The sequence below is a fragment of the Paenibacillus sp. p3-SID867 genome (genome assembly GCF_025142895.1).
Lineage (GTDB): Bacteria > Bacillota > Bacilli > Paenibacillales > Paenibacillaceae > Paenibacillus_AQ.
The window spans coordinates 344,488-371,104 of the sequence record NZ_JAMBDM010000004.1 but is presented as its reverse complement, the minus strand read 5'-3'; the positions used below and the strand labels follow the sequence as shown (position 1 = coordinate 371,104).

Genomic DNA, 26,617 nt, shown 5'->3' with positions numbered 1-26,617 from the left:
ATAGAGAAATAGAGACTAAAGGATGGATGGAGAATGGCATATAAATTGGTAGCACTTGATGTGGATGGAACGCTGCTGAATGATGATCATGAAATCACGGAGAAAACGAGGAACACCGTGATGGAAGCCGCAAAACAAGGCGTGGAAATTGTATTGTGCACAGGCAGAGGTCCGCTGAATTCGATTCCTTTTATGAAAAGCATGGGTTTAGGCGGTTATGTCATCAGTCATAACGGTGCGGCAACGGTAGAAGTGGAGACCCATAACATCGTGCATCAGTTCGGCATGGACCCGCTTCAGCTTGAGCCTTTCATGAAATACTGCCGTGAGCACGGGGTGCATTTTGATGTAAACACCGCCTTTGAGATGTATGTGGACCAGGTGGAGGAGCTTGCCGGTCCGGTTCGTTCGATGTACGAGAACTATTTGATGCTGCCAAGCAACCTGCCGTCATGGGAGGAGCTGTCAGACCCGGTCGTCAAATTTACGGTCTTCGGCGAATCCGCCGATATCGACCGTGTCTATGCGGATTGGAGTCAGTGGACTCTTCCCTTCAACATGCTGCGAAGCGGAGAATACTTCATCGATCTCATGCATAGCCAAGCATCCAAGGGGAGTGCGCTTCAGCAGCTGGCTGCAAGAAGAGGTTATGAGCCGGACGAGGTGCTTGCCATCGGCAATTATTTCAACGATATTACGATGCTGTCCTACGCCGGAATGGGGATTGCGATGGATAACTCTCCGGTCGAGGTCAAGGCTGCAGCCAATGCGGTGACAACCTCGAATAACGAAGACGGCGTACACGAGGCATTGGTGAAATACTGCTTGTCATAAATCGATTTTTTATACATGAGAACCCGCCACAGGACACTTGGCAAAAGTGCCTGATGACGGGTTTTTTGCGTGGATTGAAGCTTGTTAACAGATTTCGCGCAGAGCATGGGGGTAAGCATTTCCTTCCAGATTTGGATTGACACGATGGAAATGGCATGCTATTTTTATCAGTGAAAATGATAATCATTATCAATTAATTGAGGCTGGTCAACATGCCTGCATAGCCTGCAACTCGTTCTATCGTAAAAAAGGAGGCAATTCATGAGTGTGGAAGAAGAGCTGAAAATAGATAGCCTATCGGTTTCGGATCGTAACGGAAGAACCAGCCTGGTTGAGATTAAGGAGTATATAGATTGCCATTATAAAGAGACGATAACCATTGGCCAATTAGCCAGAATGGCTAATATTTGTCCCAAGTATTTTGTGGATTTATTTAAAAAGACTTTCGGCCAATCCACAATCGATTACCTGACCCATGTGCGTATGAATCATGCCAAGCGTTATTTGGCCGAATCCGACGAACGGCTTCGAGACATCGCACAGCGAGTCGGTTACAAAGACGAGTTCTATTTCAGCCGTATTTTTAAAAAGAAGGTGGGCATGTCGCCGTCCGAATATGCCCGAAATTCAAGGCAGCTAATCGCGTCCTGTTCCTCCTCTATTATCGGGCAGTTGGCAGCACTGAATGTCATTCCTGCGGCTGCGCCTCTTGATGCGAAGTGGACCCCGTATTATTACAATGCGTATCATTCGGAGATCAAGTCCCGCTTGAAGCTGACGTCTCCTTATCCGGACAGCCGCTTCGAGGAGAATATCGAGCAGTTGTTCCGTTCAAAGCCTGACGTTATTATTGGCATGGACCATCTCGATCCGGAGGAAATCACCAAGCTGGAGCATATTGCCCCTACCTTGATTGTTCCATCTCAGGCAGGGTGGAGGAAGCAGCTGGAGTGTATCGCAACGTTTCTGAATAAAGAAGAACAGGCACAATACTGGATAGAACAGTATGAACGAAGGGTGCAGTTCGCACGCTCCCGAATGCGGCAAGTCGTGGGAAGCGAGCGTGTCGTAGCGCTGCGAATATATGGACAAAGCTTGTATGCATATGGTAACCGGGGACTCGAGGAGGTGCTGTATCAGGATCTGCAGCTCAAGGAAGCCGGCGGTCTGGATACCACGCGTAATCAACAGATTACGCTGGAAGATTTGCAACAGCTCAATCCGGACCGCATCCTGATCGCGGTATGCCCTGAAGCCACATCACGCCGCTTTTGGCTTGCACTTCAGCATTCTGCGAAATGGCAGACACTCCGAGCTGTTACTCGAGGCAGCGTCTACATGATCTCGTCCGATCCGTGGTTCGAATATTCCGCGCTTGCCGTGATGAGAATGCTGGATGAGGCATTGCTGTTGTTTACAGGAGATAGTCCAAATAGAGTTCTGGATAAAAGCCATGGTGAATCGTTTGCCACGTAATATATACTCGACTTAATTGAGAATCATTATCACAGGAGGAGATACATTGTGGCAGAACGTTTTATTAGGGGAAAAAGAAGTTGGAAGATCAAAATATCAGCACTTGCGTGCTGTGCCATCGTCATAGGCTTGTTGTCAGGCTGTGGAGAGAAGGTGGATTCCGAAGCGGCGGGCGGCGATCAGCCGGCAGCGAAGACCGCGGCGGTGGAGACGTCCGGTAAGGCAGGGAGCAGTCAAGCGTCGACGGAGGAACCAGGGACGAACCAGGAGGAAACGCCCGCGGAGAAGGAGCGAACGGTAACGGATGAGCTTGGGCATGAAGTGAAGATACCGGCAGACGTGAAAAACGTGTTCGCACCGAACATGGAGGATTCTTTACTGAAGCTCGGCGTGAAGCCTGTTGCACAATGGGCGAACGGCAAGATGGGACACACCTATTTGCAGCAGGAGCTGGACGGCGTCCCCCTGATTGATTTTTCAGGAGGCTTACCTTCACCGGAAGCTCTGATGTCTTACGAGCCGGATCTTATCGTGCTCCATACCGAAACCTATGCCGCGGACGGTACATATGAGAAATACGCCAAAATAGCGCCAACGTACGTGTTCAAAAATGCATCCGGGAATGTCGAGAAGTCGCTGACCACCTTGGGGGATCTGCTTGGAAAAGCGCCCGAGGCGGAGACTGCCCTAAAGGATTACCAGCAAAAAGCAAGTGAAGCGAAGGCTAAGCTGAGTTCCGTGGTGGGGGACAAGAACGTTGCCATTATTCGTTTTGCACCTAGAGGCGTCAGTTTGATGGGCGGAAATTATCTCTGCGGCTTTGTGATCCATCAGGACCTGGGACTGGGCAAATCCAAGCTGGTCGAGAACGAGAATGCAGCTAACATCTCGCTGGAGATACTGCCGCAGCTGGATGCGGACTATATTTTTGTCATCAACGCCTATGATCAGGGAACGGAGCGTTTAAAGGAAATGACGGAAAGCCCGATTTGGGAGGGCATGCCGGCCGTCAAGAACGGGCAGGTCTATGAAGCGAATAACGAATACTGGCTGGGAAGCAGCCTGATCGCCTACGAGAAAATCGTGGATGATGTCGTTCGCTCCATTACGGGTCTATAGCGGGAGGCACGACATGAGCAATCATACGCCTTCCGTTGATATGATGCGCCGCAGCGTAGAGCTGCCCTATGCGGAGCATTGGGTGATGCGCTCGAGGGCAGGGAAGCGCCGCTATCGAATCATTGCCGCACAGCCGATGGGGCAGGCTCCGCCGTCAGGATATCCGGTCATCTATCTGTTAGACGGCAACAGCGTGCTTCACACGATGGTCGAAACACTGCGCCTGCAGTGCCACAGACCGGACAAAACAGGGATACTGCCGGCGGTGGTAGTCGGCATCGGTTACGAGACGGAGGGGCAGTATGCTCCGGACCGGTTCTATGATTACACGCCCTACCCCAACACGAACTTCAAGAACAGGTTGGATAGCGCCTCCGTCCCGGAACAGGGCGGAGCGGCTGAATTCCTGCAATTCATTGAGGAGGAACTGAAACCGCAGATCGAGAGCGAATTTAACGTCGACCGCCGTCGTCAGACGATATTCGGCCATTCCCTTGGCGGGCTGTTCACGCTCTATGCCATGTTCAGCAAACCGCAGGCATTCTCGTGTTATATCGCGGGCAGCCCTTCTATTCATTGGAATCAGGAATATTTACAAGAGCTGGAGCAGCGCTTTGTCGAACGCGTCAAGGAAGAGCCTTGCCATGTCCGACTGCTGCTTGGCGCAGGAGAGCACGAGAGGTCCCATGTCACCGGCAATTGCATCAGCGCATCCGAGCTCGCCGAACGTCTGGCTGCTGTGTCTGCGTATGGCATCCGAGCCGAATTCAAACAGTTTGAGGATGAGGGACATCTTTCCGTGCTGCCGGTCCTCATTAGCCGAGGGTTACGATTTGCACTTTTTCCTCAAGATGAAGGAGGTGATCACCTTGGAGATAACAGGTATTAGCGGGAAAGTAGCCCTCGTGACTGGTGCCGCCCAAGGAATAGGCGAAGCGGTGGCACGAGCCCTCGCCCGGCAGGGGGCTGTCGTTGCGGCATGCGATCAGAAGGAAGCCGAGTTGATCCGCCTTACGGCCGATCTATGCAGCTCAGGTGTACAAGCTGCGGCTTACAGGACGAATGTCAGCTGCAGTGCCGAGGTTGAAGAGATGATCGAGCGGATTGAGAAGGAGCTCGGTCCGATCGACATTCTCGTTAACGTTGCCGGAGTGCTGCGAATCGGTGGAGTTGAGTCGCTTCGCGACGAGGATTGGCAGGAGCATTTCAACGTCAACACCAACGGCGTATTCTATACGTCACGCTCCGTCGTAAGGCGGATGGCGAGCCGTAATTCCGGAGCTATCGTGACCGTGAGCTCGAATGCCTCCAAAGTTCCGCGGGCCCGGATGTCGGCTTATGCGGCCTCCAAGGCAGCGTCTACGATGTTCACGAAGTGTTTGGGGCTGGAATATGCCCGTCATCACATCCGCTGCAATGTGGTTTCCCCAGGTTCTACGGACACCGGGATGCAGCGCTTGCTATGGAAGGATGATCAGGGCGCAGAGCCCATCATCGCAGGGTCCCTGGATGATTACCGTGTCGGCATACCGCTGGGTCGAATCGCGCTTCCTTCCGATATTGCGGATGCCGTCGTATTTCTCGTATCCGATCGTGCCCGGCACATGACCATGCAGGATGTATGCGTGGATGGCGGTGCGACGTTGGGCTGCTGAGGCTTCGCGCGTTTTATTCTTTTTACTAATTCGATAAATGGTAGGCTCATAAGCAGAGAGGAGACTGAAATGTTGCACTATGAAACTCCAACCGCAGCCGAGGCTGCGCAACTTATGGAACAATACCGGGTCGGTTCGTCCTTCTTCTTCTCATCCCAGCGCAAGACGTTGTTAACGCATGGCGAGTATTCAAGACTTTCGGTTCCTTCAGGGAACGATTATAGATCATTGTCGGAACGCGTTAAGGAACTGCTGGATCGCGCCAAGCAATCGGTTCGGCCGAACGCCGTTGTTGTAGGCGCTATCCCTTTTGACATATTGAAACCGGCGAGCCTGTTTATTCCGCTCTCGGTTCAGTGGCATGATTCCCTTCTATTCTCTACAGGACAAGCCCCGGAATCGCCTCGAATTTCCAGCTATCACGTACTGTCCGTTCCCGAACCGGAGGCGTTCCAGGAAGGCGTGAACCGGCTGCTGGAGCTCATTTCTCAAAAGAAACTCCATAAAGCGGTGCTTTCCCGAACACTGGATATCACGCTTCCTCATGCATTATCCATTCCTCATATATTGAATCACTTAGCTTACCATCACTCCCATGGATATACATTTGCCGTTCCATTGGCACCCGAATTGTCCCACACTTCAAGTCCGGATGCCGTTGCATCCACAAGGACGCTGTTTGGCGCAAGCCCCGAGCTGCTAATTACGAAGAAGGGGCTGCGCATCAAAGGAAATCCGTTGGCAGGCTCTGCGGGGCGAAGCGCCGATCCCGTTGAAGACCAGCGGCGGGCGACAGCGCTGCTGTCATCCGCCAAGGACCGATATGAGCATGCCATCGTGATTGATGCAGTGGCGTCGGCTTTGCAGCCATATTGCAGCAAGCTGGAGGTTCCTGCGGAGCCTTCCCTCATCCACACGAATGCCATGTGGCATCTGTCTACCGAAATCAACGGCATCCTGAAGGATGATTCGGTAACGTCGTTGGATCTTGCCCTGGCGATGCACCCGACACCGGCGATCTGCGGCACGCCGACCGATGCGGCCAGGGATGCCATACAAGCGATCGAGCCGTTCGATCGCGGCTTCTATTCGGGGGCCGTCGGTTGGTCGGATGCTAACGGAGACGGCGAGTGGGCCGTAACGATTCGCTGCGCGGAAACAGAAGGAACCTTATTGCGGGTGTTTGCGGGAGCCGGAATCGTGTCAGGCTCCATTGCGGAAGCCGAACTGGCCGAGACGTCGGCCAAATTCCGTACGATTCTGGCAGCCATGGGCTTGAACGAACAACAGACATCGATTTTAAGGGAGGAATAAGGAATGTTGGCAGGTTGTAAGGCTTGGCCGGAGGAGTTTGCAACCCGTTATCGGGAGGAAGGATGCTGGCAGGGCGAAACGTTTGGAGCGCTCCTGCGGAAGCGTGCGGCGGAACATGGGGATCGGATTGCGATCGTGAGCGGCAATCAGCATACAAGCTATGCCGAGCTGGACAACCGGGTGGACCGCTTGGCAGCGGGATTTCTTAAGCTTGGAATCAAGGCGCGGGAACGGGTTATCGTTCAGCTTCCGAATATCGCGCCATTTTTCGATACGATATTTGCGCTGTTCCGCATCGGGGCCATTCCCGTCTTCGCCCTGCCTGTTCACCGCCGGAGCGAAATCGTATATCTATGCGGCTTCAGCGAAGCGGCCGCTTATATTATTCCGGATCAGGATTCGGGATATGATTATCGGAACTTAGCAGCTCAAGTCCAGGCATCGGTTCCTTCGCTGCGCCATGTCATCGTTGCGGGCGGCCCGGCCTCGGGGGCATTTCTGTCCCTGGATGACCTGTATCTCGATGATGCGGAAAGTCCTTCTCGCCGTTTAGACGAGGAAGGCCCCGATCCCGGCGAGGTCGCGTTCCTGCAGCTGTCCGGCGGGACGACCGGACTGCCGAAGCTCATTCCGCGCACGCATGACGACTATATTTACAGCTTGCGCATGAGCGCCGAAATCTGCTCGCTGGATAAGGATAGCGTTTATTTGGCGGTACTGCCCGCTGCCCATAACTTTCCGCTTAGCTCGCCGGGCGTGCTGGGGACGCTGTATGCGGGAGGGAAAGTCGTCCTTGCCCGGTCCGCGAGTCCGGAGGTGGCGTTTCCGCTGATCGCCTCCGAGGGCGTAACCATGACGGCGGTCGTTCCGCCCCTGGCCTTAATCTGGATTGAGGCTGCACAGTCCCGTTCGGATGACCTGTCGAATCTGCAGGTGCTGCAGGTAGGCGGGGCCAAGTTCAGCGCAGAGGCAGCCAAGCGGGTAAAAACGGTACTGGGATGTACGCTGCAGCAAGTATACGGGATGGCGGAAGGCTTGGTAAATTATACCCGGCTGGATGACCCGGAGGATATAACGGTGCATACGCAAGGGCGTCCGATGTCTCCGTATGACGAAGTGCGGCTGGTCGATGAGGATGACGTGGAGGTGGCTCCCGGTGAAGTCGGTGAATTGCTGACGCGGGGACCCTATACGATTCGCGGCTACTATAAAGCGGACAAGCATAACGAAAAAGCTTTTACCACAGACGGTTTCTATCGAACGGGGGATCTGGCGAGCATGACGCCTTCAGGATATCTGGTAATCGAAGGCCGTTCGAAGGATCAGATAAACCGCGGAGGCGACAAGATTGCGGCCGAGGAGGTCGAGAATCATCTGCTTGCCCATCCGAGCGTTCACGACGCAGCTGTAGTCGCCATGCCGGACGAGTATCTGGGCGAGCGGACCTGTGCCTTCGTTATTGTCCATGATGCTGCGGTTAGCGGCAATGAGCTGAAGGCTTTTCTCAGAAATAGAGGGCTCGCTGCGTACAAAATCCCGGATCGGGTGGAGCTTATGGATTCCTTCCCGCACACGGGTGTCGGTAAGGTAAGCAAAAAGAGTCTGCGTGAACTAGCGTTACAGAATCATGACGTTCGGGTGAATATGTCCAATTAACCTAGAAATGAGGAGATATGATGGCACTTCCAAAAATTTTACCTTATCCCATGCCAGGGGAGGCGGATCTGCCCAAGAATAAGGTGGCATGGACGGCAGATCCGAACCGGGCCGTGCTGCTCATCCACGATATGCAACAATATTTCATCGATGCGTTCACTCCGGATCAATCGCCTGTCGTGGAGCTGATCACCCATATTCAGAAGCTTCGGTCTTGTTGCGCCGAGCTTGGCATTCCCGTTATCTATTCGGCACAGCCTGGCGGACAAGCACCGGAGCAGCGCGGTCTGCTGCAGGATTTCTGGGGATCCGGCATCAATGACGGTCCTTATCAGAAAAGGTTCGTGGATGCGGTGGCGCCGGACGAACGGGATCTGCTGTTAACCAAATGGAGATACAGCGCCTTCCAGAAAACCAATTTGCATGAAATGATGCGCGAGTTAGGCCGCGACCAACTGATGATCTGCGGGATATACGCCCATATTGGCTGTTTGCTGACCGCAACCGAAGCTTTTATGAAAGACATTCAGCCATTCTTCATTGCAGATGCCCTTGCCGATTTCTCGGAAGAGAAGCATCGCCTGGCACTGACTTATGCTGCCGAACGCTGCGCTGTTACGCTGACCACGGAACGTTTGGTTGCTTCGTTAACTCAAGAGCAGCGTTCTGTCTCGGAGCATTCTAAAGCTCAGGGCGGAGAGGGGAATACGGGGAGTTCTGCGGAGGTTCAACCGCTGCTGACGCTGCAAACGCTGCGAGAGAACGTAGCGGATTTGCTGCAGGAGCAGCCGTCAAATATTGGTGAAGATGACCATCTGATTGAGTACTGGGGGCTGGATTCCATTCGGATCATGAGTTTGGCCGAGCGTTTACGGCGCGAAGGCCTCGACATCAGCTTTGTGGAAATGGCAGAGCTGCCTACATTGGCGGGCTGGTGGGGATTGTTGTCGAATAGGCTAAGCTTGTCGCGACCTAATTATGATTATTATACGGTGTAAGGAGGGATGGATATGTTTGAGCGGGAGAAGGAGCGCTGGTCTCTGTCCGGAGCGCAGCTGGGGATATGGTACGCCCAGCAGCTTGACCCGGTCAACCCGATATTCAACACGGCGGAATGCATTGAAATACAAGGACCTGTAGATCCGATTCTGTTCGAGAGGGCTTTACGTCAGGTGGTCGGGGAGGCTGAAGCATTGCATGTTCGCTTTGGCGAAGATATGGACGGTCCCTGGCAGTCGATTGATCCATCTCCGGATTGGCAGCTTCATGTGGTGGATGTCAGCGGAAAGGAGGATCCGTTTCATGCCGCCCACAGCTGGATGATGCATGACCTTGATCAAGCCGTGGATCTAAGCCAAGGGCCGTTGTTTACGGAGGCGCTGTTCAAGATTTCCGCCGATCGCTACTATTGGTATCAACGCATTCATCATATCGTAATCGATGGGTTCGGCGTATCGCTTCTGCTGCAGAAAGTATCTCAAGTCTACACGGAATTGGCGGGCGGAGTATCTTCCGAAACAGGCGCGTTTGGCAGGTTTCGCACGATCCTGGAAGAAGATACGTCATACCGCATGTCGCAGCAGATCGACTCGGATCGCGAATTCTGGCTGCGGCGCTTTGCCGATGAGCCGGAGGTCGTCAGCTTAGGGGGGCAGGCACAGCGTTCGGCGCGAAGCTTCCTGCGCCGTTCGGTGCAGCTTCCTGGATCTTCGATCCATCGCATACAGGCGGCCGCGCAAGTATCAGGGACTAGCTGGCCGGACGTGATGGCGGCTGCAACGGCTCTATATATACATCGAATAACAGGCGCAGAGGATGTTGTGCTTGGATTGCCGGTGATGTGCCGCTTAGGTTCGGCCTCCATCCGTATTCCAGGGATGGTCATGAATGTGCTGCCGCTTCGAGTGCGCGTTAGGCCCGATATGAGTCTAATCAACCTGCTGCAGCAGGTCGCACGGGAGATTCGCGAGATCAAGCGGCATCAGCGCTACAGGCATCAGGATATCCGGCGCGATCTCAAGCTGCTTGCTGATAACCGCAGGTTATTTGGACCGCTCGTTAATGTGATGCCCTTTGCTTCGGAATTGAACTTTGGAGGCTGTGGCGGCATCGTCCGTAACCTGGCTTCCGGTCCGGTGGATGACCTGACCTTGAACGTATATGGAAGTTTGGATGGAAACGGGCTGAGAGTCGATATGGATGCCAATCCGTTGATCTATAGCCTGGAGGAGTTAGCTTCCCATTTACATCGCTATTTGTATTTGCTGGACAGTCTTGCCGAAACGGAGCAGGACCATCCTGTTGGAAGCGTGGCTTTCATCTTCCCGGAAGAACGCGACAAGGTGCTTTTTCAGTGGAATGATACGTCACGGCCCTTACCGCAGTTAAGCATACCGGAATTATTCGAGGAGCAGGTGGCACGTACCCCGCAGGCGGAGGCGGTGGTATGCGAGGGATTAACCTTACGTTACGAAGAGCTGAACAGGCGAGCGAACCGTCTGGCCCGCCTGCTTATTGACTCCCATATAGGTCCTGAACGAATCGTTGCCCTTTCCCTGCCCCGTTCGGCGGACATGATCGTTGCGATCCTTGCCGTGCATAAGACTGGAGCGGCTTACTTGCCGTTAGATCCGGATTATCCGGACGAACGAATCGCCTATATGCTTGAAGATGCGAAGCCGGCGTGTTTGATAACGACACAGGATCTGGCTGGAAGCTTCGCAGCTGTCATGAAAGACAAGGACGTGGTTGTGCTGGATGCTCCGGCTACCCTCCAGCGATTGGAGCAGCAGGCGTTTCATAACCCTGTTGATGCTGATCGATTAAATCCGCTGCTGCCGCTTCACCCGTCCTACGTTATCTATACCTCCGGATCAACGGGCCGGCCCAAGGGCGTCCTGCTTACGTTCGTAGGACTTGCCAATCTGCTGTCGGATATGCGCGAGCGATTGGAGATAGGGGAGCGGGATCGCTGGCTGTCGGTTACCACGATGTCATTCGACATCTCGGTCATGGAAGTGCTGCTGCCGCTTTCATGCGGCTCGACGCTCGACATCGTGATGCGGGATACCATTCTCGACGGAGCGGCTCTCATAGGCCGAATTCGGGAAACGGGGGCGACCATCATGCAGGCGACCCCGACGTTGTGGCAGTCCATTGTCGCTTGCCGTCCAGGAAAGTTTGAGCGTCTCAAAGTCATAACCGGCGGCGAGGCGCTGCCGGTCGGACTTAAGATTGCGCTTCAAGATCTGAACTGCGAAGTGAATAACCAGTATGGACCGACGGAGACAACGATTTATTCGACAGCGGCCAAGCTCGATTATGAACGGGACAAGCCGTCCATTGGGGGGCCCGTCTGGAATACGAGGTTATATGTGCTTGATTCGTCACTGTCCCCGGTTCCGCCGGGCGTAACGGGCGAGCTGTACATTTCAGGCTCGGGTCTTGGCCGGGGGTATCTGGGAAGACCCGATTTGACAGCGGAACGGTTTGTAGCGGATCCGTTCGGTCCTCCCGGATCCCGGATGTATCGTACAGGCGATCTTGCCCGCTGGCTGGAGAGCGGCTGGATTGATTATTTGGGGCGTGCCGATCATCAGATCAAGCTGCGCGGCTTCCGGATCGAGACGGGAGAGATTGAGTCCGTGCTTGTGGATCATCCGGAGGTGGAGCAGGCCTGCGTCATCATCCGCGAGGATCGGGCCGGTGATCGCCGTCTTGTTGCTTATATCGTAGCATCGCCGTCTGCTTCAATTCTCATCAATACAGCAGAAATACGGGATTATGCCGCAGAGAAGCTGGCCGAGTACATGGTTCCGTCTGTCATCGTGACACTCGACGCGCTGCCGTTAACGCCGAACAAGAAGGTGGATCGCAAGGCGCTGCCTGCGCCGGATCATCCGTTAACGGGCGGCCGCATGCCGCGGACACCGCAGGAGGAAATGCTCTGCACGATTTTTGCCGAGGTGCTTGGTTTATCGCGGGTTACCATTGATGATGATTTCTTTGCCCTCGGCGGCCATTCCCTGCTTGCCGGCAGGGTGATGGTACGAGTCAGGGAGGCCTTCGGCGTGGAGCTTAGCATAGGAAGTCTATTTGAAACAGCGACGGCCGCGAGTCTTGTCAAACGGCTTGATCATGCGCAAGAGGCCAGAGTGGCTGTACGCCCCGTGATAAGAACCGAGTATCCACCGTTGTCTTTTGCCCAGCAGCGGTTATGGTTTTTATATCGCCTGGAGGGTCCGAGCCCGACCTATAACATTCCGCTCGTGGCTCGCTTGTCAGGTGAGCTTGATCTGGCAGCGCTGCGGATGGCGCTGGGTGATGTGGCCGCTCGTCATGAATCGCTGCGCACGGTTTACCCGGAACATGACGGGACTTCCTATCAGCACATCCTGGATGCCGAGGAGGCACGACCGGAACTGATCGTGACCGAAATCAGCGACTCGGCGCTGCCCGATCGATTGGCGGAAGCCGTCAGGCACCCATTCGAGCTTGCCACCGAAACCTCACTGAGGGCAGAGTTGTTCAAACTGGGGAATGGAGAGTTTGTCCTGTTGTTGCTGCTGCATCATATAGCTGGCGACGGCTGGTCGCTTACCCCCCTGACACGCGACCTATCGGATGCCTATATGGCACGGCGCCTGGGGAGTGAGTCGGAATGGTCTCCGTTACCGGTCCAATATGCAGACTATGCCGTTTGGCAGGAGAAGCTTCTTGGCAGCACAGGCGATAAGGGCAGTCTGATCGCCCGCCAGCTGGACTATTGGACCGAGGCACTTTGCGATTTACCGGAGCAATTGGAGCTGCCCACCGATTATCCGAGGCCGGCTGTTGCCAGCTATCAGGGCGGAAGCGTGTCGTTTCCGATTTCGCGTGAACTGCATCGGCGGCTGAATACACTCGCGCAGAGCAATCGGGCGACTTTATTCATGGTGTTTCAGTCTGCGATGGCTGCGCTGTTTACGAAGCTGGGTGCAGGCACGGACATTCCGATCGGCAGTCCGGTCTCGGGCCGGAACGACGACAGCCTGGATCAATTGATTGGTTTCTTCATCAATACGCTTGTGTTTCGTGTCGACACGTCGGATGACCCGTCGTTCGACGAGCTGTTGCAGCGGGTGCGGGAGAGGAGCCTGGCGGCTTTCGAGCATCAGGATGTGCCGTTCGAGCGGCTTGTCGAGACATTGAATCCGCCGCGTTCCAGGTCTAGACACCCGCTCTTCCAAGTGATGCTCGTGCTGCAAAATACGCCGGAAACTTCGCTTGAACTGCCGGGAGTCAGTTCGAAACTGCAGCTGCAAAGCGTAGGTACCGCAAAGTTTGACTTAACCTTCGAGCTGACGGAGCGGCGGGATATGCACGGCGAACCTGACGGAGTTGACGGTATGATCGAATTTAGTACGGATTTGTTCGAGCGCAGAACGGCGGAAGCGATGGCGGAACGATATGTGCGCGTATTGGAGAGTGCTGCCAATGAACCAAGTAAAGCCATCAGTGAACTTGATATATTAACCGTTCATGAGCGTGAGGAAACCCGTCGACAGTGGAGCGCTCCGCTGCCTCTTACCAACCAGGCAACCTTGCCTCAGCGGTTTGAGGAGCAGGTCATCCGTACGCCTCAAAGGAACGCGATTGTCCATGATGGTTTATCGCTTACTTATGGGGAGCTGAACGAGCGTGCCAATCGGCTTGCTCACTTGTTAATTGCCTCCGGCATCGGGACGGATCAGATCGTAGCGCTCGCCTTGCCGCGTTCGTTGGACATGGTCATCGGCATATTGGCTGTACTTAAGGCAGGGGCTGCTTACCTGCCGCTGGATCCGGAGTATCCGGAGGATCGGCTGGCTTACATGATGGAGAATGCTTGTCCGGTATGCGTCATTACGAGCGTTCAGGTGATGGATCAGCTGCCGAGCTTTGCACGCATAAAGCATGTTGTCATTGATGAACCTGAACAAGCTTTACGGGTGCAGCGCTATTCGCATGAGAATCCAAGCGACCATGAGCGTCATAGGCCGCTTATGCCGCTGAGTGCCGCGTATATCATCTATACTTCCGGGTCTACCGGCAAACCAAAGGGCGTGCTTATACCGCATCAGAATGTCATCCGATTGTTTGACACTACCGCACATTGGTTTCAATTTGATGAGACTGATGTATGGACATTATTCCACTCGTATGCCTTTGATTTCTCGGTATGGGAATTATGGGGGCCTCTCTTGCACGGCGGCCGACTTGTCATTGTTCCGCATACGACCAGCAGATCGCCGGACGACATGCTGAGCTTGCTGGTCCGGGAAGGCGTGACGGTGCTGAATCAGACTCCATCGGCGTTCTACCCGTTGATTCAGGCGGATCGAGAGCAGGCGGAACTGGGGAAGAAACTATCGCTGAGGTACGTTGTGTTCGGCGGTGAAGCCTTGGAGCTCGGACGGCTCACGGATTGGTATGAGCGTCATGCCGACGATGCCCCGCGTCTGATCAACATGTATGGCATTACAGAGACGACCGTGCATGTCAGTTATATGGAATTAAACCGGAACCTTGCGCTGTCTGGAGCCGGCAGTCCGATCGGAGAAGCGCTTCCGGACCTTAGGATATATGTCCTGGATTCCAAGCTTCGGCCGGTTCCGTATGGCGTAATTGGAGAGATGTATGTCGCGGGTGCAGGACTTGCGCGTGGGTATTGGGGGCGTCCAGACCTGACCGCCGACCGGTTTGTGGCCGATCCGTATGGTCCGCCGGGGACGAGAATGTACCGAACCGGAGATCTGGCGAAGCGGCTGGCCGACGGTACACTGGATTATTTGGGGCGGTCCGACCATCAGGTGAAAATACGCGGCTTCCGCATTGAGCTTGGCGAGATCGAATCGGTACTCGCACGTCATGCCGATGTCGCTCAGGCGGCAGTCATCGTGCGCGAGGATCAGCCCGGAGACCGCCGGCTTGCGGCTTATGTTGTGAGCAAGCCAGGCAGCGAGTTGTCTTCAGTCGCTGAGCTGCGCCGTTATGCGGCCTCAATGCTTCCGGATTACATGGTTCCCGGGGCGTTCGTACAGATGGACATGCTGCCGCTTACGCCTAACGGAAAGCTCGATCGCAAAGCGCTGCCGGCTCCAGATATGGGGCCCGATGCCGATGGACGCCATCCACGAACCCCGCAGGAAGAAGTGTTATGCGAGCTATTTGCGGAGATATTGGGAGTCAAACGGGTGGGTATCGATGACAGCTTCTTCGAGCTCGGCGGCCATTCGCTACTGGCTGTCCGGCTTATCAGCCGGGTTCGCGAAGCGCTCGGCAAAGAATTAAGCATAGCAGCTTTATTCGAAGCGCCTACGGTAGCGGGGCTTATCGATAAGGTTGAGATGGGCGGCGGACACAGCGCGCTGCAGGTCGTGCTTCCGCTTCGGGCGCATGGAGATCAAATACCGCTGTTCTGCGTGCATCCGGCAGGAGGATTAAGCTGGTGTTACGCCGGTTTAATGAAGCATCTTGGCATGGATTATCCGATTTACGGGTTACAGGCGAGGGGGATTGCGCAAGCAGAGGAGCTGCCGAAATCACTGGAAGAGATGACGAAAGACTATATCGACCATATTCGTTCTCTTCAACCACAAGGGCCATACCGGCTGCTCGGATGGTCTCTGGGTGGCAATGTCGCGCAGTCGATTGCGGTACAGCTGCAGGAGGCGGGTGAAGACATTGAATTGCTAGCCATACTGGATGCTTACCCAAGTCATTATTTGCCGATTAAGGAAACCCCCGATGAAGATGAGGCTTTAACCGCGCTGCTGGCGCTGGGAGGCTTCGACAGAGAGAGCATTGAAGCGGGTCTTGGAGACGCGCCGTTAACCATAGCGGCCGCCCTTGAATTGCTGCGGAATGAGAGCAGCGCGCTCTCGTCCCTTGAGGAAGAGACGATCATGAATCTGAAGACGACCTATGAGAATTCGGTACAGCTGTTGAAGGCTTACGTTCCGAAACGGTTTGAGGGAGACATGTTATTCTTCCATTCGACGATCATCCCCGATTGGTTCGATCCCATTGAACCGGAGATGTGGGAGCCTTACGTGGGCGGTAAGATCGAGCGGCACGATATCGAATGCCGGCATAAGGATTTATGCCAGCCGGGTCCACTGGATTATATCGGCAAGTGCATTTTAAGCAAGCTGGAGGCAGCTATAACCCGAGGGCGGATCACATCGGAGAGGAGGGAACTTATTCATGACCAATCCTTTTGAGCAAGTCGACGGCAAGTTTCTTGTGCTGGTAAACCATGAGGGGCAATACTCGCTCTGGCCGGGTTTCGCGGCTGTTCCGAACGGCTGGACACAGGCTTTTGGACTTAGCACGCGGGAGGAATGCGCAGCCTTTATCAACGAGAACTGGGTTGATCTGCGGCCGCGAAGCTTGTATGCCAACACCGTGCCGTCAGCAGAGCATAGACCATGAGCACCTGGCTGAACCCGAATAAGGTATTGTGGAAATCGTGTATGTGGCGGCGATGTTTGTTGTCGCTATGGACGCCACCGTGCTGAATGCTGCGCTTCAGACGATCAGCCTCGAACTTGGAGTGCCCCCTGCGGCTTCGGAACTGTAGGAAAACACTGTCGCCGCGTTAAAGATAAGGATGCAGCCTAAGTTGAGGAAAAAAGCATCCGGTTTTGATTAGGTGGATGAAGTAAGGGGCGTCTCTCTGTTTGTAATGCAGAGAGACGCCCCTTTTAATGACGCGTTTGAACGTATGTTATACAGTATTCGGTTCGGATCGGCGTATCATTCATTATAAAACTGCGGATAGAAGCGTTACTTGGGGTTACGCAAACCTTTGGGCAAATGATTTTTGAGCTGTCCGCCGCTGGCCTTGCCCCACCCCAGAGGTAATCCATCCGTGGTGACCAACGTCCAGCCCCGGTATTCGGAAGGAATGGAGAGCACCTCTCCCCGCAAATAAGCAGCCGTCTCGGCTGAATCTGAAGGCAGATCCCAGCTGCGGGCAGCTTGGCCAGGATGCAAGGACATGGCAAGAGCATGGGCCGGTTCGATTCGATTCTTCTTCAGGTGAGCCAGATGCAGACCAGCGCGCGGCATCTTCAAGCCTTTCAGCTGCTTGTCATTCCATGCCCAGCTCTCGCTGACCGGAAGCCAGTACAGTTCCTCGCCGAACAATATCGGAGTGCCGAAGTCAAGCTCAAAGCCGGGTAGTTCCTGCTTTGCCCAGTCTTGAAAGTCGGCCAATGCCGAAAGCGCAGGTCCTGTTTTGCCGCCCCGGTTGGATTTGGCCGGGGATTTGCTGCTGACCGAAGAGTATGCTAGGTCTTCATTTAAAACTTCGGCAGCCGCCGATTTGACCAAGATGGCAACAAAATGCCCCTCCCCCCGTTCCAAGTGCGGCCACAATCGCTTCATTTCACGCAGCTCCATATCGGGATACTGCGAAAGAATACGCTCAATCATCTCTTCGTTCTCAGCCGTATTGAACGTACAGGTGGAGTAAGCCAAGGTTCCTCCCGGTTTGAGCATCCGGTACGCCTCCTGAACTATGTCCCACTGCCGGGCAACGCACAGATCCACATGTTCAGGAGACCATTCTTCAATCGCTGCGGCATCCTTTCGAAACATGCCTTCACCGGAGCATGGCGCATCAAGCATGATCCGGTCAAAGCAGGCAACGAAACGACGGGATAGCTGATCCGGTGCCGCACTCGTAACGACGGTATTCATTATTCCCATACGTTCCACGTTCTCGGCCAGAATCCGTGCCCGTTCGGGATGGATCTCATTGGAGACAAGGAGTCCCCGGCCCATCATTTTGGAGGCAATATGGCTTGTCTTGCCGCCGGGAGCTGCCGCTAGATCCAGGATGGTCTCTCCGGGCTGAGGATTCAACAGCTCGACTGCGGACATTGCCGAGGGCTCCTGAATATAATATAGTCCAGCGGCATGATAGGGGTGTTTGCCTGGACGCAGGCTTTCATCATAATAGTATCCGGTATCACACCAGGGCACGGGCGTCAGCTTGAATTGCCGGATGAGGTTTTTTACGCTGTCTGCGGCATGAACCGCTTTCAGCCGGTTAAGGCGCAGCCCGTGGGTGCGGGGCAAATCGTAGCTGTCCCAAAAATCGCACGAGGCATCCCCGAGAATATCATTTATGCTGGCAACAAAGCCAACAGGCAATAGTTCCTTTCGCATTCGTTAGATTGCTCCTTCTTTAGAATAAGGTACATGCTGCAGTGTAAAGGCAAAAGAATCCTGGTTCAGCGTCATTTCTTCTCTGTCTTTAAGGAATCGGTCATTAGTTTATCATGATGCCGCAGGCGTAGTAAAGAAATGTCAAGCAAAAAAAAGACCGCCCACTTTATATCGTGAGCAGCCTGCGCCAGAGTTAACCGGCGGATTCCGTTGGTTCGGTTGATGAGGTTGTTAAGGACCGGTAATCGGATACCTTGTTTTTGCCGGTCGTTTTGGAATGATACATCGCTTTGTCGGCCTGTTTCATGAGTTCATCGCCGCGAACGCCTTTGCGCAGTACGCTGTAGCCGATACTGATCGTGACGATGCTCTCGCTTGCCACTCTGGCCCGGATGCTCTCGGCGACCTGTGCGGGTTTGACTTTGCGGTCAACCACCAGGGCCACCAACTCCTCGCCGCCATACCGGCCGGTAATCCCGATACCGTCAAGCTCTTCCTCCATAATGGCCGCGACCTGCTTCAGCACTTCATCGGCTCGGGCATGGCCTTGGGTATCATTCAGTTTCTTGAAATTGTCGATGTCGCAGAAGATAGCGGATATTTTCAATTCCTGCGAGGCGTAATGGTCCAGATACTTCATAAAATGCCTGCGGTTGTATAGTCCTGTTAATCCGTCCGTAATGGCAGACCGGTAGATGGACTGCATCAGCTCCACAATGCGTCTGAACAGGATGAAGAACACGATGCTGTAGAAGAGCACCGGCAGAGCGAGAGCGAGTCCCTGAAACGCAGGCGACAGGCCGCCGGAATAGGTATGGATAGATTGCAGAACTGCCGAGATGGCGTAGACGGCAAGTCCAATCGCATATTTGATCGGTTGTCCGATCCGCGGAGTGACTTGGGTATAAGCCAGGTAGAGCGCAGCGAGCTGAAAACCATCAAAATATATGCTTTGCCATATCGGGTCCAGGGTGTAAGGAAGAAATGAGGGAAGAATGAGCGGAAGCATAAGCAGTGCGGCTGACAACAAGGGAAGCCAATAATGCATGGTCTTGATCTTACGGTACAGCATGACAACCGAGACGTTCAGCAGGACAAACGAAAAAAGCTGAATGAAACGGAGGATGTCCGATTCCGGCGGAAAAACAGATTTTCCTGTCCAAGCCGAATGGATGTTCAAACTCTCGTATGTCATAATGAAGAAGAAGGCTGCCGCCATATATATGTAAGCATTCTTGCGTTGTTTGCTGTACATAAAGAGACACATGATCAGCATCATGAGCGCGATATAGGCTCCGCACACAGCAAATATGGTGGGTAGAGGAGAAGTGGACCAGTAGCTCAATTCATAGGACAAATCGATTCACTCCTGAGTAGGGATAGGTTTTTCGTTGCATGAAACATATGTTCTAATATATCATATCGAAAAAGAATCTGAAAAGAGATTTAGAGAAAGGGGGATCCCCATGAAACTTCTTCAAGCATTATTCTTCCCTCCTGAACAGCCAGGCGGCGTCTCGTCCATGATTCCTTATTTGCAGGAGCGTTTTCATTCATCCCGTTGGGAGATGGAGATGTTCTGGCTGCCCAAGCGGATCCGCAACAAAGGCCAGGAGGATCCGATATTTCACACCTTTGATTGGAAAGAGTTTGAAGGGAGTGCCGTAGTGGCCAAATACCTTCAAACCTACCGGGATTACCTGTGGTGGACACGTCTGCGTCTTCAAAAGCCTTATGATCTTATCCATAGCCATCATCCGATTGCAGGCATGTCGATGAAAGCGGTATTCCCAGAGGTTCCGCTTGTCCAAACCGTGCATTCCAGTTACGAGCGTGAGCTTATCCTCAACGGAAGAATCAAAGAAGGTGGGCTGGAGCACAGATTCCTGGTCTCTTTATATAAGGAGCTTGAATATATCAGCGACCGTCTGTTGACGGTGTCGAACTCCTTCAAGGCTTACATGGCTCCGTACGTGAATGAACCCGAATCGATCGGGGTTATCCATAACGGATTTGACGATAAAAGATTTAAGCCGGTGCCTCATGAAAATGCAGTGCCGCAGTTGATTACGGTATGCCGTCTGGTCCCTGCAAAAGGGTTGGACATTCTGCTCCAAGCCTGCGCGGAACTGAAGCGCAAAGGATATGATTATGTCCTTCATATTATCGGCGACGGACCTTCCCGTCAGGAGCTTGAGGAGATGGCCAAAACACTCGGCATCTACCAGGAGACGATTTTTTACGGATATACGCTTCACCCCGAGGAGTTCATGCCGTTCTTTGATATCTTTGTCCTGCCCTCGAGAGCGGAGGCGTTCGGCTCGGTGTTCGCGGAAGCGGCGCTTAGCAGTCTTGCGCTGGTAGGTACCGATGTCGGCGGCATCGCGGAGCAGATCGAGGATGGGGTAAACGGCTTGCTTGTACCTCCGGAGGATCCGATAGCGCTCAGCGTTGCGCTCGAGAAGGTCATCAGTGATCCGCTCTATCGCTACGAGCTTGCCCGGACCGCTTCGGATAAGGCGAAGAATCAATATTCCCTGTCCCGATCCGTGAATGAACTGAAAAAAATGTATTTGAAATTTCAACCTAAGATAGAGAGTTAGGGATCGATTATGGCTTCTTTTCGATTTATGCATGCTGCGGATTTACATCTGGACAGTCCGTTTATCGGGATAAGCGGACTCGATGACACTCTGCGTTCGTACGTTCAGGAATCGACCTTCCGTGCGCTGGAAAGGCTCGTTCAGCTGGCCATCGACCAGCAGGTTGATTTTATTGTCATCAGCGGGGATATATACGACAGCTCCAACATCTCGCTGCGCGCGCAGCTTCGCTTCTTGGATTCCCTTAACCGTCTGGGAATGGAAGGGATTGCGGTATATGTGATCCATGGCAACCATGATCCACTCGACAGCACCAAGCTTAGCATGGCGCTGCCTCCCCATGTCCATGTGTTTGGGGCGGAGCCTGCAAGCGTAACGGCCGTTCGCCGCTCGGATCATCAAGAAGTGGCGGTCATTACGGGCATGTCGTATCCGACCTCGAAGGTAACCGATAATATTGCAATACGTTATCCTGCCCCGTCATCCAGGCTATACCATATCGGACTTCTGCACGCAAACGTGGATGGGGATCCCCAACACGAAACCTATGCACCTTGTACGAAAAGGGATTTAATCCAGTCCGGATTTCATTACTGGGCGCTCGGGCATATTCACTCCCGTCGAATCTTGCAGGAATCTCCTTATATTGTGTATCCGGGCAATATCCAGGGACGTCATGTCCGGGAGACGGGACCCAAGGGATGTTATATCGTCGATGTGGATGAGAGCTCCAACACGAAGCTGAGCTTCCATGAGCTCGATTCCATGCGCTGGCACATCGTTGAAGCGCCTCTGGATTCTTGTCAGGACGTCGATGAATGGAGACGCTCACTGGAATCCATTCTCACCGAAATAAGCAGAGAGAACGCGGATGGGCTGAGCATGATCCGCGTTCGGATTACGGGCCGGGGTCCGGTTCATCGTCAGCTTGAAGGCGGATATGTGCTCGATGAGCTGCTGACCGATCTGCGGAGAAGAGAGGCCGCGAAGGGACAGACATGCGGCTATCGGGGATGCGTCTGGATCGAGAGCTTCTCGCTTCATTCCGGAGATGCGATCGATAGGCAGAGGCTGCTTGCGGAAGACAGCTTTGCAGGGGACTTGCTTCGTCTTGTTAGAGGGGAACAGGAACGGGTTCAAGATCCTGGCGGGGTTGTTGCCAAAAGCTTGGAGCCTCTGCTTGAGCATGCGGAAATCCGCTCCTTGCTGGACGAGATCAGTCCGGAGGAACTGCTGGAATGGGTTCGCAGAGCGGAGGAACTGACCTTAGGGTTGTTGCTGCGCGAACGTTCGCAAGGGGAAGGTGTCGGAACATGAGACTAGAGCGGATGAACATTCAAGGCTTTGGAGCTGTTCGGGACAAGAGCCTTGAGATAGATGCGCCTGTCACCGTGCTATATGGGCCGAATGAAGCGGGAAAGAGCAGCGTCCTGTATTTTATCCGAGCCATGCTGTACGGATTCCCTGGCAAGGGCTCGCCTGCAGAACGCGGCGAGCCTTCGGAGGAAGGCATTCACGGCGGCGAGCTGCGGTTTCTGGATAAGGAGGGAGTGCCTTGGGTGGTTCGGCGCTACAACCGGTCCAGAGAAGGAAATTCAGCCACCGGCAGGGGCGAGCGCGTACATATTCATAAACTAGCGGATAATGGAATTGTAATTGAGCTTGGACAACAGGAGCTGGAGCAATATGCTTTGGGCGGTGTGTCCAAGGATATGTTTCGTCAGCTGTTTGCCATCTCGTTAAGCGAGCTGCAGGAAATCCGCAGTTTGCAATCTGCCGAGATGAGCGGTTACCTGTTCCATGCCGGAATCGGCGGCGGGGCCAATATACTGGAAGCCGAGCGCAAGTTATCCCAGGAGATGGACAAGCTGTATAAGCCGCGCGGAAAGGTTCAGCATACCGCCAAGCTGCTGCAAGCCATCGAGCATTTAAGAACCCGGGTTTCGGAGAGCAAGACGTACGTTTCCCGTTATAACGAGACCGTTACATCCATTCTGGAAATACAGGAACGGTTGAATCTTCTGGAACAGGATCGCACCCGGGACGCCGAGGATCTGTTGCTCCTTCGAAAAGCGCAGGACATTCGTCCGGCTTGGCTGGAATGGCGTGAGGCCAGATTGGAATTAGAGGATCTGATGGACAGTGACAACTTTCCTCCGGATGGAATCCCCCGATACGAAAAGATGCAGGAGGAAGAGCGCCTTCTCCTCACCCAGTCGATTCGCGCCGAGCGGGCGATCGAGGATGCGGAGGATAAGCTGAGAGCGCTCCCTCTGAATGCGTTCATGGAGCAGTATGGCGAACAGATTGAGGAACTCTGGGCAAAACGCAGCCTGCACGAAGCCGCCAACCGGGAGCTTGCCGAGCTTACGACCGAATACAAATCTCAGGAGATCCGGCTGGAACAGCTGCTTCGGGATATCGACCCGGCATGGACACGGAAGGAGCTGCTGGCTCTGTCTTTATCCGCTTCGGAGCGCGAGGAGGTCCGGCGTATCAGTGCGGCCTTTGCCGGGTATGATCGCCGGATGGAGGCGCTGTTCATTGAACAGCGCGGGGCCCAGCGTTCTGCGGCGGCAGCCGAATCGGCGCTGCGGGAAGCCAGGCGGCAGCTGCGCGAGGAGATGGAGCGGGGACAAGAGGCATTTGCCATGATTAAGTCGGCAGCGCCCCAGGAGACCGCTGTGCTGTGGAATCAGCTGCAGCTGGAGATTGAGCGCTGGCGCGAACGGAGATTGACCCGGACTCAGCCTGAGCCTGCTTCCACGCGCCCATCGGGAAGAGGCAGTCTACCTGGGATGCACGCGGGTCTGCTGGCGGGAATGGCTGTTATGACATTCCTGTTGGTGGCCGTATTGTTATGGACGTCAACCTCGGAAGCTGCCGTGGTCTCAGGCATCGTGATGCTGCTCGGTATGGGTTATGTATTCTGGAGCGGTCAAAGAGGTCGGGAGGTTCATGGTGCAGCTTCGAATGAGACCCCTATTCAAGACGTGCAGGGAACGGAACATATAGATCAGCTCTATTCCAGTCTCGTCTCTGACCCATATGCGGCGGTAGCAGCGAGCACGATTCCGGGCAGTCGAAGGGACAAAAACGCTGCATTGGCTCGCGACCCCTTCATGGTGGAGGCTCAAATGCGCGAGCTTCGATCCGTGATGGAGGGCTGGCAAGCATGGCGGCAGCGGCTGGATCGACTGACATCCGATTGTGCGGGTGCTGAGGAGAAAGCTGCGCTGCAAGCGGCTGAATTACAAACGGTTCAGGGCGCTATTGATCAAGAAGAGAAGCGATATTTGGAGCTGGAGCGGCAGTGGGAGGATTGGCTTATGTCCCGATCACTCCCGCAGAGTCTATCGCCTGACGTTATGCTGGACGTGTTCGTCAAAGTGGAGCAGGGGCAGGAGCTGATCCGGCAGCAGAAATCGCTTGGACTGAAAATGGACGTGCTGTTAAAAGAGGCGGAGGATTATATCATCCAATGCCATGAGATCTTTGCGGCGGATCCCCAAGGTGACGTTAACGGCAACCGAATTCCAGCCGTTGCCGAGCTCGGTAACGTCTATTCCAGATGGAAGTCCTATCAAGAGGAATCGAGACAGAGGAATGTCCTTGCAGAGCGTATTCAAGAGCTGCGCAAGGAGGGGATTGCGATTGCAGATGAGCGGGAAGGGCTGCAGCTGCGCAAAGCAGCTCTGATTGCATCATCCCAATCGGCAGACGAAGAAACCTTTCTTCGTATGGGAGCTGCTGCGAAGCGTCGTGAGGAACTTGTTCGCACGATCCGCCATCACGAAATTACCATGTTCAGCGGATGGGATGAAGGGGGGCAACGGCAGCTTGAACAGCTGCTGGAGCTGACGGATGCAGCGGAACTTGATGCTCAATGCATGAAGAAGGAGGAGGCCGTATCCGCTGCGCTCCACCTGCGGGACGAGCTCCAGGAACGGCGGGGGCGGCTGCTTCAGGAGAGAGAGTCGCTGGAAGCAGCGGGGAACGAGGATTTCGCCCTGCAGCAGCTGGAGGAGCAGCGCACCGCCCTGCGGGAATTAGTCTCGCAATATGCGGTACGTTCGATGGCTTCCGAATTTATCAAACGTACGCGCCGCATGTACGAGGAAGAGAAACAGCCGCAGGTGCTGCAGTTGGCTTCCCGCTACTTCTCCATGCTGACCGGCGGCATGTACAGCCGGATTGTCATGCGGATGGGAGATCAGAGCCTGCTGGCAGAGCGCCCGACTGGTGAATTGGTGGAGAGCAGCCGGTTAAGCCGCGGTACGGCGGAGCAGTTATATCTGGCGATGCGGCTCGGCTTGATCCAATCGATGCCGCATGCATCGGGGTTGCCGTTATTGCTTGATGATCTGTTTGTTAATTTTGACGGCGAACGGCTCGGACATGCGCTCGAAGTGTTTTCTGAATTATCGCAGGACCGGCAAATCGTGATGATGACGTGTCATCGGCATGTAGCGGAGCAAACCATGAAACTCATACCGGGTGCGCGATTCATCACGATGCAGCCGTAAAAAGGGGCTTCCCAAAGGCAGGTTTGCCTTACCTTTGGGATAGCCCCTTTATTTCCCCCTGAATTGGGGGGTTCCGAACAAAGTCAGTCGGAGCACCCAGAGCAGACACAGTCCCCCGAACATCGGGTAGAGGAGAGAGAGCAAGGAGCTGAAGCCGAACTGGCTGAAGAAATAACAGAACACCATGATGCCAAGGGTAATCACTCTGGGCGACAGCGAGGTTCGCTGCTGAACCTGCAGGGTAATCCCGTAGATATTGGCCACGAAGGTGCTGAAAATTTCCAGGAAGATCAGAATGAGATAGATGATCTGCACGAGCCAGCCCAGCTGGTTGGCGATGCTGCCCATCGGGATCTCGTATTGACTAATGCCGGGCATATGCGCGGACATCGCAAAATGCGCCGCCATCAGCATAAATCCTACGCCCGTACCTCCAATGATGCCTCCCCAGGTTACGGCACGCGCGCTTTTGGTCTGGCTGCCGAGCGGGACCAGCACCGGCATTGCCATTACCAGGTTAAAGGAGGTGTAGAGAAGGGGCGCCAGCCAAACCGAAGGCAGGGTATGGTCCGTAGTCAAGGTTAAGAATCGGGTGGCACCCGGTGTTTGAATCGTCTGAGAAATAATCGCAAGCGATAAGGTCAGCATCATGGGCACAACAAGACTGTTCATTGTCATGATGGACTGGATGCCTTTTCTGAGAATGAAATAGGTTCCGATCATCGTGACAAACAATCCGGTTTGATAGCTCAGATTCAGATGCTCCACAAAAACAGAGCCCGCGCCGGCAAGCATGATGCTGTTCACTCCGAGCAGAATGACAAACATAAAGAGGCTGATCCAGACGCCGGCTTTCTCTCCAAACAGGAATTTGTTCAGGTCCTCAAAGGATTTGGCCCCGATCCGCCGGGATATCGTCATGATTTTCGTGCCGAGCCAAATGAATATTCCTGTCGCTAGCAGAATGGTAAGTGTAGCCCAGTGTCCATATTGGGTAAAAAATTGAAGGATTTCACGTCCGGTTGCAAAGCCAGCGCCAACGATGGTTCCGATATATGTAAAGGCGATCTGTAAAACACGAACAGAATTACGCAAGCCCCGCATCCCCCTTGAAAGTTAATACGTTCTGCTTAGTACAAGGTATGCTTGGCTCAGCTGGGACATGACTCCTACCTGTCCAGGTCCTTACCGGAGGCATGTACATGATGATGGCCAGGCAAGGAGATCAATGTCAGGA

General features: G+C 54.2%; 16 protein-coding genes. 13 read left to right on the top strand and 3 right to left on the bottom strand.

The genetic code is table 11. The annotated features are described in order from the left end of the window. Positions 1–33: 33 nt before the first annotated feature. The 10 genes from M4D81_RS10785 to M4D81_RS10740 all read left to right on the top strand — a co-directional run bounded on the left by M4D81_RS10785 (position 34) and on the right by M4D81_RS10740 (position 16,508). The gene (locus M4D81_RS10785) at positions 34–834 is read left to right on the top strand and encodes a Cof-type HAD-IIB family hydrolase (protein ID WP_260066181.1); all 801 of its coding nucleotides are present in this window, start codon (positions 34–36) and stop codon (positions 832–834) included. Positions 835–1,095: 261 nt separating this feature from the next. After that, positions 1,096–2,310 carry a helix-turn-helix domain-containing protein gene (locus tag M4D81_RS10780; RefSeq protein ID WP_260066180.1) on the top strand — a complete coding sequence of 405 codons (1,215 nt, stop codon included), beginning with the start codon at positions 1,096–1,098 and terminating at the stop codon, positions 2,308–2,310. A gap of 48 nt (positions 2,311–2,358) precedes the next feature. Beyond that, positions 2,359–3,429 (top strand): ABC transporter substrate-binding protein, encoded by a 1,071-nt coding sequence (locus M4D81_RS10775; protein WP_260066178.1) that lies wholly within the window; start codon positions 2,359–2,361, stop codon positions 3,427–3,429. Positions 3,430–3,442: 13 nt separating this feature from the next. After that, on the top strand, positions 3,443–4,318 hold the full coding sequence (locus M4D81_RS10770; RefSeq protein WP_260066177.1) for an alpha/beta hydrolase: 876 nt from the start codon (positions 3,443–3,445) through the stop codon (positions 4,316–4,318). Beyond that, complete coding sequence (locus M4D81_RS10765; protein ID WP_260066176.1) at positions 4,299–5,084, top strand: 2,3-dihydro-2,3-dihydroxybenzoate dehydrogenase; 786 nt, start codon at positions 4,299–4,301, stop codon at positions 5,082–5,084. The genes M4D81_RS10770 and M4D81_RS10765 overlap by 20 nt, the downstream gene beginning before the upstream one ends. 69 nt (positions 5,085–5,153) lie before the next feature. Next, positions 5,154–6,398, top strand: coding sequence for an isochorismate synthase DhbC (gene dhbC / locus M4D81_RS10760; RefSeq protein ID WP_260066174.1), 1,245 nt, complete (start codon positions 5,154–5,156; stop codon positions 6,396–6,398). A gap of 3 nt (positions 6,399–6,401) precedes the next feature. Next, a complete protein-coding gene (locus M4D81_RS10755; RefSeq protein WP_260066172.1) occupies positions 6,402–8,054 on the top strand; it encodes a (2,3-dihydroxybenzoyl)adenylate synthase in 1,653 nt (550 codons plus the stop codon). Positions 8,055–8,074: 20 nt separating this feature from the next. After that, on the top strand, positions 8,075–9,052 hold the full coding sequence (locus M4D81_RS10750; RefSeq protein WP_260066400.1) for an isochorismatase: 978 nt from the start codon (positions 8,075–8,077) through the stop codon (positions 9,050–9,052). 12 nt (positions 9,053–9,064) lie between these two features. Then, entirely contained in the window at positions 9,065–16,297 is a 7,233-nt protein-coding gene (locus tag M4D81_RS10745; RefSeq protein ID WP_260066171.1) for an amino acid adenylation domain-containing protein, read from the top strand. Continuing rightward, on the top strand, positions 16,281–16,508 hold the full coding sequence (locus M4D81_RS10740) for an MbtH family protein (RefSeq protein WP_260066170.1): 228 nt from the start codon (positions 16,281–16,283) through the stop codon (positions 16,506–16,508). The genes M4D81_RS10745 and M4D81_RS10740 overlap by 17 nt, the downstream gene beginning before the upstream one ends. Before the next feature lie 354 nt (positions 16,509–16,862). Here M4D81_RS10740 and M4D81_RS10735 read toward each other — a convergent pair whose 3' ends face one another. Together M4D81_RS10735 and M4D81_RS10730 are read right to left on the bottom strand one after the other, a co-directional pair. Next, positions 16,863–18,251 (bottom strand): RsmB/NOP family class I SAM-dependent RNA methyltransferase, encoded by a 1,389-nt coding sequence (locus M4D81_RS10735; RefSeq protein ID WP_260066168.1) that lies wholly within the window; start codon positions 18,249–18,251, stop codon positions 16,863–16,865. Positions 18,252–18,444: 193 nt separating this feature from the next. After that, entirely contained in the window at positions 18,445–19,608 is a 1,164-nt protein-coding gene (locus M4D81_RS10730) for a GGDEF domain-containing protein (protein WP_194543862.1), read from the bottom strand. Between the two features lie 109 nt (positions 19,609–19,717). Between M4D81_RS10730 and M4D81_RS10725 the strand changes: the two genes are divergently transcribed. The 3 genes from M4D81_RS10725 to M4D81_RS10715 are packed head-to-tail and all read left to right on the top strand — an operon-like array spanning position 19,718 to position 25,380. Then, complete coding sequence (locus M4D81_RS10725) at positions 19,718–20,854, top strand: glycosyltransferase family 4 protein (RefSeq protein WP_260066166.1); 1,137 nt, start codon at positions 19,718–19,720, stop codon at positions 20,852–20,854. Positions 20,855–20,863: 9 nt separating this feature from the next. After that, positions 20,864–22,171, top strand: coding sequence for a metallophosphoesterase family protein (locus tag M4D81_RS10720; RefSeq protein ID WP_260066164.1), 1,308 nt, complete (start codon positions 20,864–20,866; stop codon positions 22,169–22,171). Continuing rightward, the gene (locus M4D81_RS10715) at positions 22,168–25,380 is read left to right on the top strand and encodes an AAA family ATPase (protein ID WP_260066162.1); all 3,213 of its coding nucleotides are present in this window, start codon (positions 22,168–22,170) and stop codon (positions 25,378–25,380) included. The genes M4D81_RS10720 and M4D81_RS10715 overlap by 4 nt, the downstream gene beginning before the upstream one ends. A gap of 48 nt (positions 25,381–25,428) precedes the next feature. On the opposite strand, the gene M4D81_RS10710 is transcribed toward M4D81_RS10715, so the two are convergent. Next, on the bottom strand, positions 25,429–26,475 hold the full coding sequence (locus tag M4D81_RS10710) for a YkvI family membrane protein (protein ID WP_260066160.1): 1,047 nt from the start codon (positions 26,473–26,475) through the stop codon (positions 25,429–25,431). Positions 26,476–26,617 lie beyond the last annotated feature (142 nt).

Bases quoted from the DNA above. Each gene is read 5' to 3' on its own strand.
- M4D81_RS10720 (WP_260066164.1), top strand. From the start codon at position 20,864: ATGGCTTCTTTTCGATTTATGCATGCTGCGGATTTACATCTGGACAGT.
- M4D81_RS10725 (WP_260066166.1), top strand. From the start codon at position 19,718: ATGAAACTTCTTCAAGCATTATTCTTCCCTCCTGAACAGCCAGGCGGC.
- M4D81_RS10750 (WP_260066400.1), top strand. From the start codon at position 8,075: ATGGCACTTCCAAAAATTTTACCTTATCCCATGCCAGGGGAGGCGGAT.
- M4D81_RS10770 (WP_260066177.1), top strand. From the start codon at position 3,443: ATGAGCAATCATACGCCTTCCGTTGATATGATGCGCCGCAGCGTAGAG.
- M4D81_RS10735 (WP_260066168.1), bottom strand. From the start codon at position 18,251: ATGCGAAAGGAACTATTGCCTGTTGGCTTTGTTGCCAGCATAAATGAT.
- M4D81_RS10715 (WP_260066162.1), top strand. From the start codon at position 22,168: ATGAGACTAGAGCGGATGAACATTCAAGGCTTTGGAGCTGTTCGGGAC.
- M4D81_RS10740 (WP_260066170.1), top strand. From the start codon at position 16,281: ATGACCAATCCTTTTGAGCAAGTCGACGGCAAGTTTCTTGTGCTGGTA.
- M4D81_RS10755 (WP_260066172.1), top strand. From the start codon at position 6,402: ATGTTGGCAGGTTGTAAGGCTTGGCCGGAGGAGTTTGCAACCCGTTAT.
- dhbC (WP_260066174.1), top strand. From the start codon at position 5,154: ATGTTGCACTATGAAACTCCAACCGCAGCCGAGGCTGCGCAACTTATG.
- M4D81_RS10745 (WP_260066171.1), top strand. From the start codon at position 9,065: ATGTTTGAGCGGGAGAAGGAGCGCTGGTCTCTGTCCGGAGCGCAGCTG.
- M4D81_RS10780 (WP_260066180.1), top strand. From the start codon at position 1,096: ATGAGTGTGGAAGAAGAGCTGAAAATAGATAGCCTATCGGTTTCGGAT.
- M4D81_RS10785 (WP_260066181.1), top strand. From the start codon at position 34: ATGGCATATAAATTGGTAGCACTTGATGTGGATGGAACGCTGCTGAAT.